The 16500-nt window shown below is 70.4% G+C and carries 15 protein-coding genes; 10 read left to right on the top strand and 5 right to left on the bottom strand.

What is annotated here, in order from left to right; translation table 11 throughout:
* The first annotated feature begins 137 nt into the window (after window positions 1–137).
* Window positions 138–869: a maleylpyruvate isomerase family mycothiol-dependent enzyme gene (locus tag FM051_RS04815; protein ID WP_158841097.1), complete on the top strand. Its 732-nt coding sequence runs from the start codon at window positions 138–140 to the stop codon at window positions 867–869.
* A 324-nt stretch (window positions 870–1193) separates the two neighbouring features.
* Window positions 1194–4925: a glycoside hydrolase family 2 TIM barrel-domain containing protein gene (locus FM051_RS04820; RefSeq protein WP_238412134.1), complete on the top strand. Its 3732-nt coding sequence runs from the start codon at window positions 1194–1196 to the stop codon at window positions 4923–4925.
* Between the two features lie 70 nt (window positions 4926–4995).
* On the opposite strand, the gene FM051_RS04825 is transcribed toward FM051_RS04820, so the two are convergent.
* A complete protein-coding gene (locus FM051_RS04825) occupies window positions 4996–6135 on the bottom strand; it encodes a glycosyltransferase (RefSeq protein WP_158841101.1) in 1140 nt (379 codons plus the stop codon).
* 120 nt (window positions 6136–6255) lie between these two features.
* Window positions 6256–7197, bottom strand: coding sequence for an aldo/keto reductase (locus FM051_RS04830; RefSeq protein WP_158841103.1), 942 nt, complete (start codon window positions 7195–7197; stop codon window positions 6256–6258).
* Window positions 7198–7243: 46 nt separating this feature from the next.
* Here FM051_RS04830 and pdxR point away from each other — a divergent pair, with 46 nt between their 5' ends.
* Together pdxR and FM051_RS04840 are read left to right on the top strand one after the other, a co-directional pair.
* The gene (gene pdxR / locus FM051_RS04835; protein WP_238412135.1) at window positions 7244–8677 is read left to right on the top strand and encodes a MocR-like pyridoxine biosynthesis transcription factor PdxR; all 1434 of its coding nucleotides are present in this window, start codon (window positions 7244–7246) and stop codon (window positions 8675–8677) included.
* Window positions 8678–8702: 25 nt separating this feature from the next.
* Window positions 8703–9239, top strand: coding sequence for a hypothetical protein (locus FM051_RS04840; protein ID WP_238412137.1), 537 nt, complete (start codon window positions 8703–8705; stop codon window positions 9237–9239).
* A 179-nt stretch (window positions 9240–9418) separates the two neighbouring features.
* On the opposite strand, the gene FM051_RS04845 is transcribed toward FM051_RS04840, so the two are convergent.
* Window positions 9419–9793, bottom strand: a complete 375-nt coding sequence (locus FM051_RS04845) for a YbaB/EbfC family nucleoid-associated protein (protein WP_158841107.1) — start codon at window positions 9791–9793, stop codon at window positions 9419–9421.
* 86 nt (window positions 9794–9879) lie between these two features.
* Here FM051_RS04845 and FM051_RS04850 point away from each other — a divergent pair, with 86 nt between their 5' ends.
* The 3 genes from FM051_RS04850 to FM051_RS04860 all read left to right on the top strand — a co-directional run bounded on the left by FM051_RS04850 (window position 9880) and on the right by FM051_RS04860 (window position 13112).
* Window positions 9880–10611 (top strand): hypothetical protein, encoded by a 732-nt coding sequence (locus FM051_RS04850; protein WP_158841109.1) that lies wholly within the window; start codon window positions 9880–9882, stop codon window positions 10609–10611.
* Between the two features lie 67 nt (window positions 10612–10678).
* On the top strand, window positions 10679–11530 hold the full coding sequence (locus FM051_RS04855) for an alpha/beta fold hydrolase (protein WP_158841111.1): 852 nt from the start codon (window positions 10679–10681) through the stop codon (window positions 11528–11530).
* 154 nt (window positions 11531–11684) lie between these two features.
* Window positions 11685–13112 carry a tetratricopeptide repeat protein gene (locus tag FM051_RS04860; RefSeq protein WP_202918682.1) on the top strand — a complete coding sequence of 476 codons (1428 nt, stop codon included), beginning with the start codon at window positions 11685–11687 and terminating at the stop codon, window positions 13110–13112.
* A 9-nt stretch (window positions 13113–13121) separates the two neighbouring features.
* Here FM051_RS04860 and FM051_RS04865 read toward each other — a convergent pair whose 3' ends face one another.
* Window positions 13122–13703: a DUF5655 domain-containing protein gene (locus tag FM051_RS04865; RefSeq protein ID WP_158841113.1), complete on the bottom strand. Its 582-nt coding sequence runs from the start codon at window positions 13701–13703 to the stop codon at window positions 13122–13124.
* Between the two features lie 35 nt (window positions 13704–13738).
* Window positions 13739–14338 (bottom strand): LURP-one-related family protein, encoded by a 600-nt coding sequence (locus tag FM051_RS04870; protein ID WP_238412138.1) that lies wholly within the window; start codon window positions 14336–14338, stop codon window positions 13739–13741.
* 115 nt (window positions 14339–14453) lie between these two features.
* Between FM051_RS04870 and FM051_RS04875 the strand changes: the two genes are divergently transcribed.
* From FM051_RS04875 to FM051_RS04885, 3 genes are all read left to right on the top strand, one after another.
* Window positions 14454–14921: a MarR family winged helix-turn-helix transcriptional regulator gene (locus FM051_RS04875; RefSeq protein ID WP_158841115.1), complete on the top strand. Its 468-nt coding sequence runs from the start codon at window positions 14454–14456 to the stop codon at window positions 14919–14921.
* Between the two features lie 115 nt (window positions 14922–15036).
* Window positions 15037–15666 (top strand): GTP cyclohydrolase II, encoded by a 630-nt coding sequence (locus FM051_RS04880; RefSeq protein WP_158841117.1) that lies wholly within the window; start codon window positions 15037–15039, stop codon window positions 15664–15666.
* Window positions 15667–15682: 16 nt separating this feature from the next.
* Entirely contained in the window at window positions 15683–16450 is a 768-nt protein-coding gene (locus FM051_RS04885) for a dioxygenase family protein (protein ID WP_158841119.1), read from the top strand.
* Window positions 16451–16500 lie beyond the last annotated feature (50 nt).

Below are 16500 nucleotides of genomic sequence, written 5' to 3' on the forward strand. Positions count from 1 at the left end.
GGCGGCGGTGGTCCGCAACCGCCTCAAACGGATGCAGTACCGCCCCGACCTGCTCGACGGGTTCATCGCACAAACCGGATTGATCACTACGCCACCATGACGTCACCCTGAACTGAAAAGGTCAGTAGCGTGGGCGGATGAAGGTCCACGACATGATCGTCGACGAACGGCTGCGGATGGCGGACCTCCTCGACGGCTTGGACGCGCGGCAACTGGCCACGCCCAGCCTGCCCGAGGGGTGGACCGTGCACGACGTCGGCGCCCACCTGATCACCTACCTCAGGTTCGGCCGGCTGAAGCTGTACTGGGGCATCGGCGCCATGGCGGCCGACTTCGACCGGTTGAACCGGGAGCTGACCGCACGCGCCGCCCGGATGTCCACTTCGGACATCACCGACCGGATGCGGCGGTGGGCGAAGTCGAAGGTCAGCATCCCGCGGTCCGGCTACGACCCGGTGCTGGCCGACATCCTGCTGCACGACTACGACGTGCGCGTGCCGCTCGTGATCGAGCGGGCCATGCCGGAGGACCGGCTGTGGGTCGCGTTCCAGCACCTCGCCGCCAAGCCGTCACCCGGCTACGCGATGGGCGGGCGGCTGGCGAACCTGCGGCTGGAGGCAGTCGACACGGGTTGGTCGCACGGCACCGGACCAGTGGTGCGCGGCTCCGCCGAGCCGCTGGTGCTGGCGATGAGCGGCCGAGCCGCGGGGTTCGCCGAGTTGGCCGGCGACGGCCTGTCCGTGCTGCGGCAACGCGTCGCCGCACCGCCGCCGCGCGGCCCGGCGCAACGCCTCAAGACGGTGATCAACGTGCTGGTGGACCCGCCACCGCCGGAGCGCCGGTCGCGGTCGGCCGCCGGCGGTTCGTGAACCACCCGCACCCGGGCGACCCTGTCGCCGAGCTCCGATCGTCGGAATTGACAGTGCGGCGATCGGGCTCGTAAGTTGACGGAAAGCGCTTTCCAAAGTCCAACAAAATCAAACATCGCGCGCCCGCTCGACGCTTCCGGTCGACGGGCGCTTCGCCATGTCCATTCGGGCCTGCTCTGCCTGCTCGTCGTCCGCTTGGCGACGATCTGTGACCGGTCCGGAAACCCAAATGCACCTTGACGGGCCGCTGACTTCTGATCAATCTTGTGTGGTTCTGGTTGAACATGGAGGTTCAGCATGGCGCGCCTGCGCACTGTGGCAACGGTGTTGTTCGTTCTAGGTGCTTCGGTCGTCGGTGTCAGTGCGGGGCCGGCCGCGGCCGCCGCACCACCAGGCGATCTCTACTCCTACCTCGAAGATCCGGGCAAGGTCGCGGAGGGCCAGGAGCAGGCGCACGCCTACCTCCGCCCGTACGCCGACGTCGACTCGGCGGTCCGCCGCGACGAGCGCTCGCCGTACACGCAGTCGCTGGACGGCAAGTGGCGGATCGCGATGGCCAAGCGGCCGGAGGAGGTCCCGGCGGACTTCCACGCCGACGGCTACGACACGTCGGGGTGGCGTGAGGTCTCGGTGCCGCACACGTGGCAGACCGACGGCCTCGACCACCCGATCTTCCGCAACATCGCCACCGAGATCCAGCCGGACGACCCGCCACGCGTGCCGCGCGACATCAACCCGACCGGCGCCTACACGCGTGACTTCGACCTGCCCGCCGACTGGACTCGCCGCACCACGTTCCTCCGCTTCGAAGGCGTCACCTCCGGCTACTTCGTCTGGGTCAACGGCAAGTACATCGGCTACGACCAGGGCGGCTACACCCCGGCGGAGTTCGACATCTCCTCCGCCCTGCGCCCCGGCAAGAACCGCGTCGCCGTGCAGGTGCACCGCTGGAGCGCGGGCGCGTACCTGGAGGACGTCGACCAGTGGCGGTACTCGGGCATCTTCCGCTCGGTCCGCCTGCACTCGACACCCGCCACCTACGTCAGCGACGTGACGCTGCGGACCGACCTGGACGCCACCTACACCGACGCGACCCTCTCCGCCGCCGTCGAGGTGGGCCACAAGGCCGGCGGCACGACCGGCGCGCACCGCGTCACCGCGAGCCTGCGCGACGGTCGGGGCAGGCAGATCGGGACGGTCAGCCAGAACGTCGAGGTGACCGACGCCGGTGGCCAGGTCCAGTTGACGATGCCGGTGCGCAACCCGGCGAAGTGGACCGACGAGACCCCGAACCTGCACACCGTCGTGTTCACCCTCACCGGTCCCGACGGCCGCACCACCCACATCACCAGCGAGACCACCGGTTTCCGCGAGATCGAGATCCGCGACAAGCAGCTGCTGATCAACGGCAAGCGCACCCTGTTCAAGGGCGTCAACCGGGCGGAGACCGACGCCGACCACGGCAGGCACGTCCCGCGGGCGGCGCAGGAACGCGACGTGGCGCTGATGGAGCAGCTCAACGTCAACGCGGTGCGCACCTCGCACTACCCGTCCGACCCGTACTTCTACGAGCTGGCGGACAAGCACGGCCTGTGGATCGCCGACGAGGTCGACATCGAGACCCACAACCACGAGAACTGCAACAACTGGTGCCAGGCGAACCAGCCGGAGTGGAAGCCCGCGTTCATGGACCGCCTCGTCGGCATGGTCGAGCGGGACAAGAACCACCCGAGCGTGTTCATGTGGGACACCGGCAACGAGGCGGGCCTCGGCGCCCACCACTACGCGATGGCGGACTGGCTGGTCGCGAACGAGCCGACCCGCCCGAAGTACCACCAGTCCAACAACCCCGACGGTGACGCGCCGTTCGCCGACGTGTGGGGCCCGCGGTACCCGTCGCCGGAGAAGTTCGAGCAGCAGGCGAAGAACACCACGAAGCCGTTGATCTTCGGCGAGTACGCGCACGCGATGGGCAACAGCCTCGGCAACTTCCGCGAGTTCTGGGAGACCACCCGGGCGAACCCGGCCACCCAGGGCGGTTTCATCTGGGACTGGGCCGAGGCGAGCATCCGGCAGAAGGTGCGAATCCTGCCCGACTCGTCGGGCAACAACATCTCCGCGCACCTGTCGGGCGCGCCGGAGCTGGTCGACGGCCACCGCGGCAAGGCGCTGTTCATGTCCGGCCTGGACGACTTCGTCGAGGTCTACCGCGACCGGAAGCTCGACATCACCGGCAAGGCGTTGACGCTGGACGCGTGGGTCAAGCCGGCGAAGTGGAGTGGTGACTTCCGCATCGTCGGCAAGGGCGACCACCAGTACGCGATGAAGATGAAGACCGAGACGCAGTTGGAGTTCTTCATCCACAGCGGCACCTGGCAAGCGGTTCAGGCCACCGTGCCCAGCGATTTCTACGGCAACTGGCACCGGGTCAGCGGTACCTACGACGGCACCGCGCTGCGGCTCTACATCGACGGCCGCGAGGTCGCGAGCAAGCCGTTCACCGGTGCGATCGACTCGTCGTCGGCCGAGGTGAACATCGGGCGTGACTTCGAGACGTCGTGGAACGACCCGGCGAAGGTCGGGCGGATGGCGCACGGTGCGGTGGACGACGTCCGGATCTACGACCGCACCCTCACGCCGGCCGAGCTGAACGCGGCCGAACCGGTGGGCGGCGCGGTGCTGGCGCTGGACTTCGACCGCGTCGAGGAGCGCGGCACGCACCTGTCCTACGGCTCCAGCCTGTCCGGCCTGGACGGTCTGGTCAGCCCCGACCGCGACGCCCAGCCCGAGACCGCCCAGATGGCGTGGGCGCACCAGCCGCTGCGGTTCGGCTACGCCGACGGCGTGCTGTCGGTGCTCAACGAGCGGCAGTTCAGCGGCACCGACGGGCTCAAGCTGAAGTGGAAGATCACCGAGGGCTCGCGCGTCGTGACGCGCGGGGAGCAGCCGTTGCGGGTGGCGGCGAACTCGACCGGCACGATCCCGGTGCAGGTGCCCGCGAACCCGGCCGACCGCGAGCGGTTCCTGACCGTCGAGGCGGTCACCGCGTGGGGTCAGCCGATGCTGCCCGCCGGGCACGTGCTGGCGCACGACCAGTTCTCGCTGGGCGGAACCAAGGTGCCGGGCCTCGACCAGGCTCCGAAGGGTGGCAGCGCCTCCGTCACGGCCGACACCGATGCCGCCGTCACCGCGACGGCAGAGGGCGTCAGCTACACGGTGGACAAGAAGTCCGGCTCGCTGTCGTCGATCAAGGTCCGCGACCGGGAACTGCTGAGCAGCGGGCCCGAGCTCGACGCGTGGCGCGCGCCGATCAGCAACGAGACGTTCAAGTGGGGGCGGGCCGAGGGCGAGGACTGGCGCAAGGTCGGGTTGGACCGGCTCGCCACCACCGTCACCGACGTCCGCGTCGAACCGGCCGACTCCGGCGTGCGCGTCGTGGTGGACAGCCGGGTGGCCGCGCCGGACGTCACGGGCGCGTGGTTCGACCAGACGATGACCTACACGGTCGAACGCGGCGGTGTGCTGCGGCTCGGGCACAAGGTCACCCCGCAGGGCTCCATGCGGACGTTGCCGTACCTGCCGCGGATCGGCGTCTCGCTGGGGCTGCCGGACAGCTACGACCGGTTCGCCTGGTACGGCCGTGAGGCGGAGAGCTACGTCGACCGCAAGGACGGCACGCCGATCGGCGTCCACTCGTCCACTGTGGACGAGCAGTACGTCGACTACCACCGCCCGCAGGACTACGGCAACCACACCGACAGCCGGTGGGCGCTGCTCACCGACGGCCGCACCGGTGGCCTGCTGGTGGCCGGTGCCAAGGACGTCAGCGTGACGCCGTACGACGACCTCGACCGGGCCGCGTACCCGTTCCAGCTCCAGCGCAACAAGGGCTGGGTCACGCTGCACGCGAGCCACGCCGTCACGGGTGTCGGCGACACCCCGAACCCGGTGCGGCAACGCAGCCAGGTCCGACCGGACACCACCTACGAGTACACGCTGTCCCTGCGTCCGTTGACCGTCCAGGAGGCACGCTCGGGAATGCCTTCGGGCGGGTGATCACCGGCTGACGCTCGATGACCGGGTTCGCAGGACGCACCTCCTGCGAACCCGGTCTCATGCGCGGGTACTACGCGCCGGCGAACTGCGGTTCTGCGACCAGCCGTTCGATCAGCGGCACCGCTTGTGCGGGTTCCGGCAATTCGAGGATCTCCGCCCGCACCCGTTCGGCCGCCCGCCGGTAACTCGAATCGGCCAACACCTCGGTCACCGCGTCCCGAACGCCCTGCGGGGTGACGGTGACCGGGTCCAGTGCCTTCCCCACACCGAGTCGCGTGCACTGGTCGGCGTTGTGCGGCTGGTCGGCGCCCATGGGCAGCAGCACCGTGGGCAGGCCGTGCGCCAGCGCGCCGATGACGCTGCCCGAGCCGCCGTGCGAGATCACCAGATCGCAGCGTGGCAGCACTTCGGCTTGCGGGACGTAGCGGGCGATGCGCACTCCTGCCCGCTGCTCGCCGAATTCGGCCGGGTCGATGTGCTTGCCGACCGTGGCCACCACGTTCACCGGCAGGTCGCGCAGCCCGGCCAGCACCCGGGAGAACAGGTCGCCGGATTCGGTGTTGAACACCGTGCCCAGGGTGAAGTACACCGTGGGCGTGTCGGACCGCGCCGCCGGGCCGACCGGCGGGCGGATCGCGAAAGCGGTGTCCGGCAACGGAAAGGCCGGATCGCGGAAACTCGGCGGGAACGGCGAGATCATCAGGTGCCGGTGCAGCATGACCAGGTCGGGATCGGGCGGCAGACCGTGTTCGGCGCGCAACTCGGCCAGCGGCTGCCCGATCACCGCCGGACGCACGAACGAACCCGACGCGATGACCTGCGCGTTCGCGTAGGGAAGCCCGAGTTTCTCGGCGGCGAGCACGCTGCCGAAGTCGAGTTCCTCGCACACGACCACGTCCGGGCGCCACCGGCCGAACAGGTCCAGGTAGAGCGGCACGCGCCTGCGGGCCCCGATCCGGACGAAGCCGTCGCGCACCTCGCTGTCGTCCCGGTCCCGGTCGGGCACCAGCAGCGGCAGGCGTTCCGGGGCATCATCGCCGCCTTCCTGCTCCACCGCGAACGCCGTGAACCCGGCCGCCTCGATCGCCTCCAGCCGAGCCGGGCCGGCCGCGAACGCGACGGTGTGGCCGGCGGCGGCCACGGCCGAGGCGAGCGGGACCACCGGCTGGAAGTGGCCCAGCCCGCCGGCGAAGGTGAACAGCACGCGCATCGCGCCACCATATCGATCTGCCCGTTGCCGCCCGCAAACCAATTCCGAACCCCGCGAGGTCCGCCCGCACAAGGCAAGTGGTGTCCGTTGCGCGGACGCCGATGAGCGTGTCCTGATAGGTCACATCGCGGAATCCAGGCGTTGGCGCTGCTCGGCGGTCAGCTCCAGTGACACCCCCGCGATCGCCTCGTCCAGTTGCTCGACCTTGCTGACGCCGATGATCGGGATGGCGGCCGGGTTCCCTCCGGTCAGCCACGCCAACACCACCCGGTTGCGGTTCGTGCCGGTCTCGGCGGCGATCTCGTCGAGCACCGCGAGGCGGCGGGCGGTGCCGGGGTGGTCGTACTCGGCAGGCAGCGGCTTGTCCGCACGGGTGTAGCGGCCGCTCAGCAGCGGCGTGTACGCCCACAGCGCCATGTCCGGGTGGTGCTCCAGGTAGTGGAGCACCTCGTCGGTGACCGCACCGAACCGGTGCACGACGGTCGGTTGGGTCGCGGGGCGCGGTTGCAGGTACGTGTGGTGCTGCTGCACCGCGGTGAAGCCGGTGCTGCCGTTGGCCCGCGCGATCTGCCGTGCCCGCTCGACCTGCCAGACGGGGTAGTTGGAGCAGCCGAGGCGGCCGACCGCACCTGCGGACACCAGCTCGTCGAACGCGGCGACCGTCTCTTCCAGCGGTGTGACCGGATCCGGCTTGTGCGCCCAGTACAGCTCGACGTGGTCCGTACCGAGTCGTCGGAGACTGCCCTCGATCCCGCTCTTGACGACCCCGGCCGAGAGGCCTTCGGCCGTCTCCGGGAATTGCCCGGCCACGGTCGGCTCGCAGCCCACCTTGGTGCTGATCTTGACGCGGTCGCGGACACCGGGGCGGCTCGCCAGCCAACGCCCGAGCAACACCTCGCTCTGCCCGCCGAAGCCGCTCGGGTCCTCCCAGAACGCGTAGCAGTTGGCGGTGTCGATCCAGACGCCTCCGGCGTCCACGAAGCGGTCCAGGAGCTCGAACGATCGGCGCTCGTCCTGAACCGTGCCGAACAGCATCGCGCCGAGAACCAGGTTGTCAATCATGTCCGTCACGCTAGGCGGATTCGGATCGGCAGTACGCTCCAATCTTGTGCCGGTTTCCCAGACCAATCTCGCGTGGGCGACGCTGCTGGACGTCGGCCCTCCCGAGCCCGGACGGCACCGCCTGCACGATCGCCTGGCCCACGCGCTGCGCACCGCGATCCGGGACGGCCGGCTGGCGGAGGGCGCCGCCGTGCCACCGAGCCGAGCGCTCGCCGAGGAACTCGGCTGCTCCCGTTGGGTCGTCACGGAGGCGTACGGGCAGCTCATCGCGGAGGGTTACCTCTCCGCCCGGGTGGGTTCGGCCACGCGCGTCTCGTGGTCACCGGACACCTCGCCGCCACGGCCTCGCACGCGGCGCACACCGGCGCGGCCACCGATCCGGTACGACCTCGCGCCCGGCCTGCCCGACCTGCGTGCGTTCCCGCGCCGCCGCTGGGCCGACGCCGTCCGGGCGGTCATCGGCTCGGCCGTCCACTACGACCTCGACGTGCCCGACCCCGCCGGGCACGCGGTGCTGCGCACCACCGTCGCGCAGTACCTGCGGCGCTCGCGCGGCGCGGACGCGCAGGCCGCGTCCGTGTTCGTGTGCGCGGGCGTCACCGACGGCCTGGTGCGCACGTGCCGAGCGCTGCGCGCCGAGAGGATCGCCGACGTGGCCGTGGAGAACCCGGGTTGGGGGCGGCTGCGGGACGCCGCGACGAGCGCCGGCCTGCGCGTGCACCCGGTGCCCGTCGACCACGACGGCCTCCGCGTCGAAGACCTCGCGCGTACGCCGGCACGGGCCGTCGTCGTCGGTGCGGCACACCAGTTCCCGACCGGCACGGTGCTGTCCCCGGCACGCCGGGCACGTCTGGTGCGCTGGGCCCGCGAGGTGGACGGCTTCGTCATCGAGGACGACTACGACGCCGAGTTCCGCTACGACCACCACCCGGTCGCCGTCATGCAGGGGATGGATCCGAGCCGGGTCTTCCTCCTAGGCTCGGTCAGCAAGACGCTGTCGCCCGCCCTCGGTCTGGGCTGGCTGGTCGCGCCCGCCGTGACGACCGCGGCGCTCCGGGCGGCGAACCTCGTCGCCGCCGCGCCACCGGTGCTGGACCAACTGGCGCTGGCCACCTTCATCGACCGCGGGTGGTACGACGCCCACCTGCGCGCGGCGCGGCGCCGGTTCCGCTCCCGCCGCGACCTGCTGGTCCGGACGCTCGCCGGCCGGGTGCCGGAGGGCCGGGTCGCCGGCACCGCCGCAGGGCTGCACATCCTCCTGCACCTACCGGACGGCACCGACACCCGCGGGGCGGTCCGGGCCGCGGCAGCCGCCGGCCTGCGCCTGGCGGACCTCGACGACTACCGCGCGAAGCGGTCGGCAGAACGCGCGCTCGTCCTCGGGTACGGCAACATCAGCGACACGGAGATCCCCGCTGCTGTTGCGCTCCTCCGCGAAGCGTTGCGCACGGCCGTTGCGCGCTCGGGGCCTGACGCTTGAGCCAGGTGTCGCGGTCGATCCGAACGTGGACGATGACATCGCGCCGCCATCGTCGAACGACCCAAGCCCGCGAAGCGGTCATGACAACGCCGTCTGCCGGCTAATCTGTGCTGCCATGGGCGCACCCGGTCTCATCGCGATCGACCACGACGACTACCACGCTGAACACGTCGGCCGCACGGCTGACGGTAGGCAGTTCTTCCTCACCACGCCGTTTGAACCGGCTATGGACGGACAGGAGGGCAACGAGTTCGTTGCCCTGTTCCTGTTCGACCCGTCCGGTCGGTTCCTGGAAGCCAGGATCGATGAATTCGGGCCGCGGGGCACGATGAACCAGGACAGTCGCCGCCGGGACCGGTACGAGGCCAGATTGCGGGAGCTCGGCGAGGTCACGTTCACTCGGATCGAGGTTGCACCCTTCGCCGTCGAGCAGTTCGGCACCACCTTCGGTCTCGTCGCCCGGCCGGGCGACGGTGAGGACGATCCTTGGTGGGTGGAGCTACACCCGGGCAACTACATGGCGTTCAGCGAGCCCTGGGACAGCGGCGAGTACGACACCTAGGTCTGGGCACCGCCAACTCGGGTGGACGTGGACAGGACACCCGTCGCCTCGCCTCCGGGGCGTTGTGCCTGCGTTGCGGGGAAGCGCGGCTTGGCAGTGTTCGCGGGCCTGGTCGTAGTCGCCGAGCAGCGCGGTGCAGCGCGTGGGTGGCGTGTTCCACGGCCTTCCGGTTGTCCCCCTCAGCGCCTACGACCGGGCGGCGGGTCGGGGAAGCGCTCGTGGTAGCGGGCGAGCATGTCCTGGGCCGCCGCGTCATCGCCGACGGTGGCCTTGGTGAGTTCGGTGACCTGGTCGCGCAGCCGGATCTGGGCCTGCCGCAGGGTGGTCAGCAGCACCGCTTCCATCGCCCGCGCGTCGAGGGCGCGGAAGCGCTCGGTCAACGCGAACGAGGTCGGCGCGCCACCGGCGTCCACGGTCACGTGCACCGCGCCGTCGGGGGAGGAGGCGGTGCCGGTGGTCCGGTCCAGGTGCGTCTGGAGTTCGTCGTAGCGCGCCGCCGTGCGCTCCAGTTCCTCGGCCAACGTGCGCAGGCTGGGTCGTTGCTGGCTTGTCACCGGCCGACACTACCAGTGATCGTTACCGTCTGTGCCTGAAATCCTCGAAAGGGTGACGCTACGCTGATGTCGGGAGGTGGTGCGGGGTGCGGTTGCCGTTCGGCGTGCACGCGACGGTGCGGGCGGACTTCGAGCGCCGTTGGTCGCGGGTGCGGCCGTTGCTGCTGCTCGGCTTCCTCGTGCCGCCGTCGGTGAGCCTGGTCGTCGCCCTCCTGGCCGGGTGGTCGGGCGTGGTCGTGCTCGGCTGGGTCCTGTTGGTGATCGGTGTCGGTGTGCCGGTGTGGTTCCTGCTCCGCCGGGTCTACCTGCACCGGACGGGGTGGTGGGTCGGGCTCGTCGTGTACAGCGGGGCGGTGCAGGCGGTCGGCGTCGGTTTCCTCACCCTGAACCTGCTGCTCGTCCTGCCCACCGTCGTCGCCACGGCGGTCGCGGTGTGGTTGGTGGTCAAGGCGAAGGCCGTGCTGCTGGACGTGGTCGGCGGCGCGATCGCCGGCACGACGCTCGGCGTGCGGAGTGCTTCGCGTCAGGTGCGCAACGCCACCGGACGCCTGCTGCGCGCCCACGCGAGCTTCGACGGTGAACTGCTGCGCTGGCACGCGACCACCGGACCGTCCAACCCGGACACGTTCGGCGGTGAGCTGCCGCTGCGCGAGATCACCGGCGTGTGGGTGGCCGAGACGCGTGGCGCGCCGGGAGGACCGGTGGTGGTGGTGCGTGCCGCCGGGCGGGACGTCGAACTCGTCGTCGGGCACCCGCACGACTTCGCCACCCTCCTCGACCGGCGGCTGCGGCTGCTCGACCAACCCGGCTGGTCGTAGTCGCGTGACGTCCACCCTTGTTACTCGTTGGTCAAGTAGACGTCCGACGACGGAAGGGGCAGCGGCCATGGCGACCGAACGGTTGCGGCTGGAGGACGGCACGGAGCTGAACGTGACACGCAGCGGACCGCCCGACGCCGAGTTGACCGCGGTGCTCGCCCACGGCTACGCGCTGGACCACCGCAGCTGGCACCGGGTGGTGGCGGCGCTGCCGGAGTCGGTGCGGGTGATCGCCTACGATCACCGCGGCCACGGCGCGTCCTCGCCGGCGGACAAGGAGACCGCGTCCATCGAGCAGTTGGGCGACGACCTCGGCGAGCTGATCGAACGGTTGGTGCCCGAGGGGCGGGTCGTGATCGCGGGTCACTCGATGGGCGGCATGGCGGCGATGGCGATGGCCGAACGCCGCCCCCGGCTGTACCGGCAGCGGGTCGCGGGCGTGGTGTTCGTCTCGACCGCCGTGACCGGGCTGGCGGAGACGTCGTTGGCCTGGCCCAAGGCGTTGGGCAAGCTCGTCCGCGAGTTGGAGCGCGCGTTCGGGCCGCTGGTGCGGGCGGTGCGGGAGAAGATCGAGCCCGCGAAGACGGCCGGGTTGCGGTGGTGGCTGTTCGGCGACGAGCCGCGCGAGGAGGACGTGGACCTGACCGCGGACATGGTGTGGGCGCACTGGCCCGACACGGTCGCGTTGTTCCGCCCGGCGGTGGACCGCTACGACCGCGAGGCCGCGCTCACCGTCGCGGGCGAACGGCCGGTGATCGCGATCGTGGGCGACGAGGACCGGCTGGTGCCCGAGTCCAACGCCAAGGCACTGGCCGCGGCGGTCGGCGGCGAGTCGGTCGTGGTGGAGGACGCCGGCCACATGCTGCCACTCGAGGCCCCGGCCGAGGTGGCGGCCCGCATCATGGAGCTGGCTGCCTAGCCCGGTTGACCGCTGGGGTTCCGCCGGACGGGTCGGCCTGCTGTTCACGTTCGGCCGGCGGCCTTTCCGGTGTCGCGGATCTTCGCGGACCTGTCACGTCGTCGGGCGACGACATCGGGTGACGGCTTCCGCCCGTCCCGCGACGAAGGGACCCATGATGGACTACCTGACCCAGGACGTGGCGGAACCCGTCCACGTGACCCGGTCCCACGACCCGCTGGCCGTCGCCCTCGGCAACGCCTCCCTGCTCGGCATCGGTTACCTGATGCTGCGACGGCGCCTGCTCGCCGTCCTCACCGGACTGATCACCGTCGTGCTCGTCGTCCTCCTCGCCTCGGTCGTCCGGTCGGTGTGGTTCGAGGTCGTCTTACTCGTCTGGTGGGTGGCACTCATCGCGCACGGGTGGTTCCTGGCGAGTCGGCGCGCTCAGCGGGTCGCGGTGCGCCGGCAGCGGCTGGTCGCGCTCGTCGTCACGGTCCCGGTGCTGCTGACCGTGGGGTTCCTGCGGTTCGACGCCGCCAGGATCGAGCGGAACGTCACCGAAGCCCGCGGCAGCGGCGACTGCGCGCAGGCGTCGGCCGCCCTGGGCGAGGTGGGGCTCGGTCACCGCGTGGTCGACGCCCCGCTGACCACCCGCGGCGACAAGACCGCCGAGGCGTGCCGACGACTGTCGGTGGCGCGGGAGAGGCTCACCACTTCGCTGACCGGTGACACCGATGCGCTGGCGGAGGGTTTCAACCGTCTCGCCCCGGTCCTCGCGGAGCTGCCCGGCCACGAGAAGATGGTCGACGTGGTCCTGGACGGGTTCCTCGCCGGCCTGCCCGCCGAGAACCCCTGCCACACCGTCACGGTCACGGACTGGCTCCGTCAGCGCGAGGCGAGCGACAACGCGCTGGACCGCTCCGCCGACGTGGTCCCGCGAACCGCGCCCGCCGCGCTCGTCGGCTGCGGTGACGCCCTCATGGCCGCCAAGGACTGGGAGGCGGCGCGGACGCGTTATCAGCAGCTGCTCGACCAGTACCCCGGACACGAACTCGCCGCCAAGGCCCAGGAAGGGGCCAGGCAGGCGACGCTGGCGATCGAGTTGGCGAACGTCCGCAACCTCCTGCGAGGGCCGAGCAGCACGCAACCTGCCTACTGCGCCAATCCGGCGCAGTACAGCGGTGCCGCCCCGTACGGCAAGGGAATCAACCGCGCGCTGATCTACGGCAACGACTACTACACGAACAAGTTCCCCGCCGAGTGGCGGGCCGCCGACGCCGCCGACGCCGTGCTGGTGGTCTGCGTGGGCAAGGAGGAGATGGGCACCCCCGTCCAGACCTGTCCGTACGAGAGCAAGATCTTCCCCGAGTTCCCCAGGGACGTGACGTTCCGCAAGATCGCGATCCCGGTGAAGGTCTACGAGCTGCGGACCGGGAAGCCCGTGGCCGACACCAAGGTGGAGATCGGCGGCGCGAGCTGCCCCGAGGTCCTCCACTACACCAGTTACGGCCCCACCGACCTCGGGCCGCCGGGGGAGGTGCACGTCACCCCGTCCGACGACGACGTGCGTGGCGCCTTCGTGCCGCTGATCTCCCCGTGACCGGACCGGTCAGGTGTTCGCCTCGTAGCACTCCTGGAGCAGCCGCTTGAATTCGTCGTCCACGTCGTCCGGCGACTCCAGCGCGATCCGCACGGTGCCCTTGTCGAGGCTCTTCGCCGACAACAGCCGACCGCCCGGTTCGCGCCCCGGCAGGTTCAGCCCGACGTCCACCCGCTTCTTCGTCGTCGCTTTCACGATGGCGAAAGTGCGTTTCGGCGAGACGAGCGAGATGTAGGTCTTGCGGGCCTGCACCACGACGTCGCCGAGCGAGTACGCCGCGTCGAGGACGGCGTCGCGAATGGGGCGCAGGTCTTCCCGATCCGCGTACTGGGCGTCGATGAGCTCGGCCGGATCGGCGAGCAGGAATTCCGGGTAGCCGTGGCGTTCGTACACCAGGAGGTCCTGCGAATACCCGCCGACGCCCCGCTCGGTCAGCCACTTCCGCAACGCGGGCTCACCGGGCGGGGCCTCTTCACCCACTCGCTTGTTCCATTCCGCCACCGTCGCGCCCGTTTTCGCCTTCAGCCGCTCGGCCGCATCGTCCATCATGAATTTCCAGCCACGGATTTCACGCTTGCCCTGTTTCGTCATAGGGCTCACCTCTCCATCCCCGACCACCGTAGTCGTTACCGGGACTGCAGGGCGTCCAACGCGACCGCTTGGGCGAGGACCAGTCGGCGGTCCAGCGTGTCGTCCTCGATGACCACCACGTAGTGGTCCCGGAAGCGGGTCTTCTTCTCGAACCACGCCACGACCGTCGAGTCGATGGTGAAGTCGAAGTGGTACTTCCACGGGAACGGCAGGTCGCCGATCCACGGGAGGAAGTCCCAGATGCGGCGGAACAACGCCATGGCCATGCTGCGCTCGCTGACCGTGATCGGCGGGTGGTCCGGCTGGTCGAGTCGCCAGGTGGACCGGAGGAGGGACTTGCCGAACACCTTGCCGAACACACCGATGGGGCGACCGTCGTGGGCGGTCACGTCGTAGGCGCCGGCGAGGTCGATCACCTTCCGGGCCTTGAACCCCGCGAGCACGAGTCCCTTGTTCTGGTCGCGGTAGAGGGTGACCTGTTCCTTGAAGGCCATCCGCTTCTGCTCGACGAAGGCGACCAGCGGACCGGGTTCCCCCCTGCCGTCGTCGGCGAAGATCTCGTACCGGTTCACCATCAGGGTGATCCGCTGGTGTACGTGAAACCGCCGCCCGGCCAATGACGCCTTGATGTTCACAGCCAGACGTTACCGCGTGGCGTCGCGGCGTTCGATCCGTTCCGTCGAGTTGCGGCCCACGCGACAGTCCGTGCGACAGCCGCGCGCCACTTGAAGCGTCAAGTAAGCTGGTGTGATGGAACCGCGGTGGTTGTCGCAGGACGAGCAGGAGTCGTGGCTGCCGTTCGCCGCCATGTTGATCAAGTTGCCCGCCGCCCTCGACGCCCAGCTCCAGCGCGACGCGGACATCACGCACTTCGAGTACCTGGTGCTCGCCCGGCTGTCGATGATCCGCGACCGCACGCTGCGGATGAGCGAGCTGGCGTCGGTCGTGAGCGCCTCGCTGTCGCGCCTCTCGCACGTGGTCAAGCGGCTGGAGCAGCGGGGCTGGGTGCGCCGCGCGCCGTGCCCGGAGAACGGCCGGTTCACCAACGCGATCCTCACCGAGGCGGGCTGGGAGAAGGTCGTGGCGACCGCGCCGGGGCACGTCGAGGAGGTGCGCAGGCTGGTCGTGGACGCCCTCTCCGAGTCCGAGCTGCGGCAGTTGCGCGAGATCAGCTCGAGGGTGCTCCAGCGCATCGACCCGGACGCGGGCACGTGGTGAGCGACACGTGTCGAGTGGTGCACGCCACTTAGAAGTTGAACCTTCAACATTGACGGCGTAGCGTCGTCATCGCTCGGTTGAAGCGTCAACTGAGGCGTCACGAAGAGGTGAACCGATGACCACGACCGCACTGCCGGCGGCGATTCGCACGACCGTCCGGGTGCCGTTGACCTTCGGCGACGGCTACACCGTCGAAGCCGACGTCCACACGTTCACCGGCCTGGTGGACGGCAAGGAGCACCTGGCCCTGGGCCTCGGCGACTACCGGAACGCGGACGTGCCCCTGGTCCGCGCCCACTCGGAGTGCCTGACCGGCGACGTGTTCGGGTCGGCCCGCTGCGACTGCGGTCCGCAGCTGCGAGAGGCGGTCGAGCGGATCGCGACCACCGGCGGGTACCTGCTGTACCTGCGCCAGGAGGGCCGCGGCATCGGCCTGTACGCCAAGCTCGACGCCTACGCGCTGCAGGACCTCGGGCTCGACACCTACGCCGCCAACCGGGCACTCGGGCACGCCGACGACGAGCGCGACTACACCGCCGCCGCGCAGATGCTCGCGGCTCTCGGTGCCCGGAGCGTCGACCTGCTGACCAACAACCCGGACAAGGCCACCCAACTGACTGCCCTGGGCGTGGACCTGCGCTCCGTCAACCGCACCGGCGTGCACGCCTCCGAGCACAACCTGCGGTACCTCGCGGCCAAGGTCGCGCACACCGCGCACACCCTCGACCTGCCGATCGCGAACTGACCTCCCGGAGCACGTGATGACCCGCATGCCGACCCTGTACCTCAGCCACGGCGCGCCGCCGTTGGCCGACGACCCCATCTGGCCGGGCCAGCTCTCCGCGTGGGCCGCCGACCTGCCGCGTCCCACCGCGATCCTGGTCATCTCGGCGCACTGGGAGGACGCGCCGCTGGCGATCGGCGCGACCACCACCGTGCCGCTGGTCTACGACTTCTACGGGTTCGAGCAGAGGTACTACGAGGTCACCTACGCCGCGCCGGGCGCGCCCGAACTGGCCGCGAAGGTGCGCGGCCTGCTGCGCAACGCCGCCACCCCGGTGCAGGACGTCCCGGAGCGCGGTCTCGACCACGGCGCGTACGTGCCGCTGGTGGAGATGTACCCGGACGCCGACATCCCGGTGCTGCAGATCTCCATGCCGACCCTGGACCCGCGGCGGCTGATGGAGATCGGCCGCAGGCTCGCGCCGCTGCGCGACGAGGGCGTGCTGATCGTGGGCAGCGGCTTCTTCACCCACAACCTGCGGGCGATCCGCGTGGACGGGAGCGTGCCGAGCTTCACCGCCGAGTTCGACCACTGGGGCCGCGAGGCCCTGGCGTCGGCGGACGTGGACGCGCTGATCGACTTCGAGCACAAGTCCCCGGTCGGCCGGCTCGCCCACCCGCGCACCGAGCACTTCGCGCCGCTGTTCATCGCCCTGGGCGCGGGCGAGGACGAACTCACCGGCCAGCGCAGCGTGATCGACGGCTACTGGCTCGGCATGGCCAAGCGCTCCATCCAGGTCGGCTGACCGCCGGCGTCGGCGTGGCGCGTGACCGGGAGGGGTGTGCCCCGGCGGGG

Source organism: Saccharothrix deserti (assembly GCF_009769385.1).
Classification (GTDB): domain Bacteria; phylum Actinomycetota; class Actinomycetes; order Mycobacteriales; family Pseudonocardiaceae; genus Actinosynnema; species Actinosynnema deserti.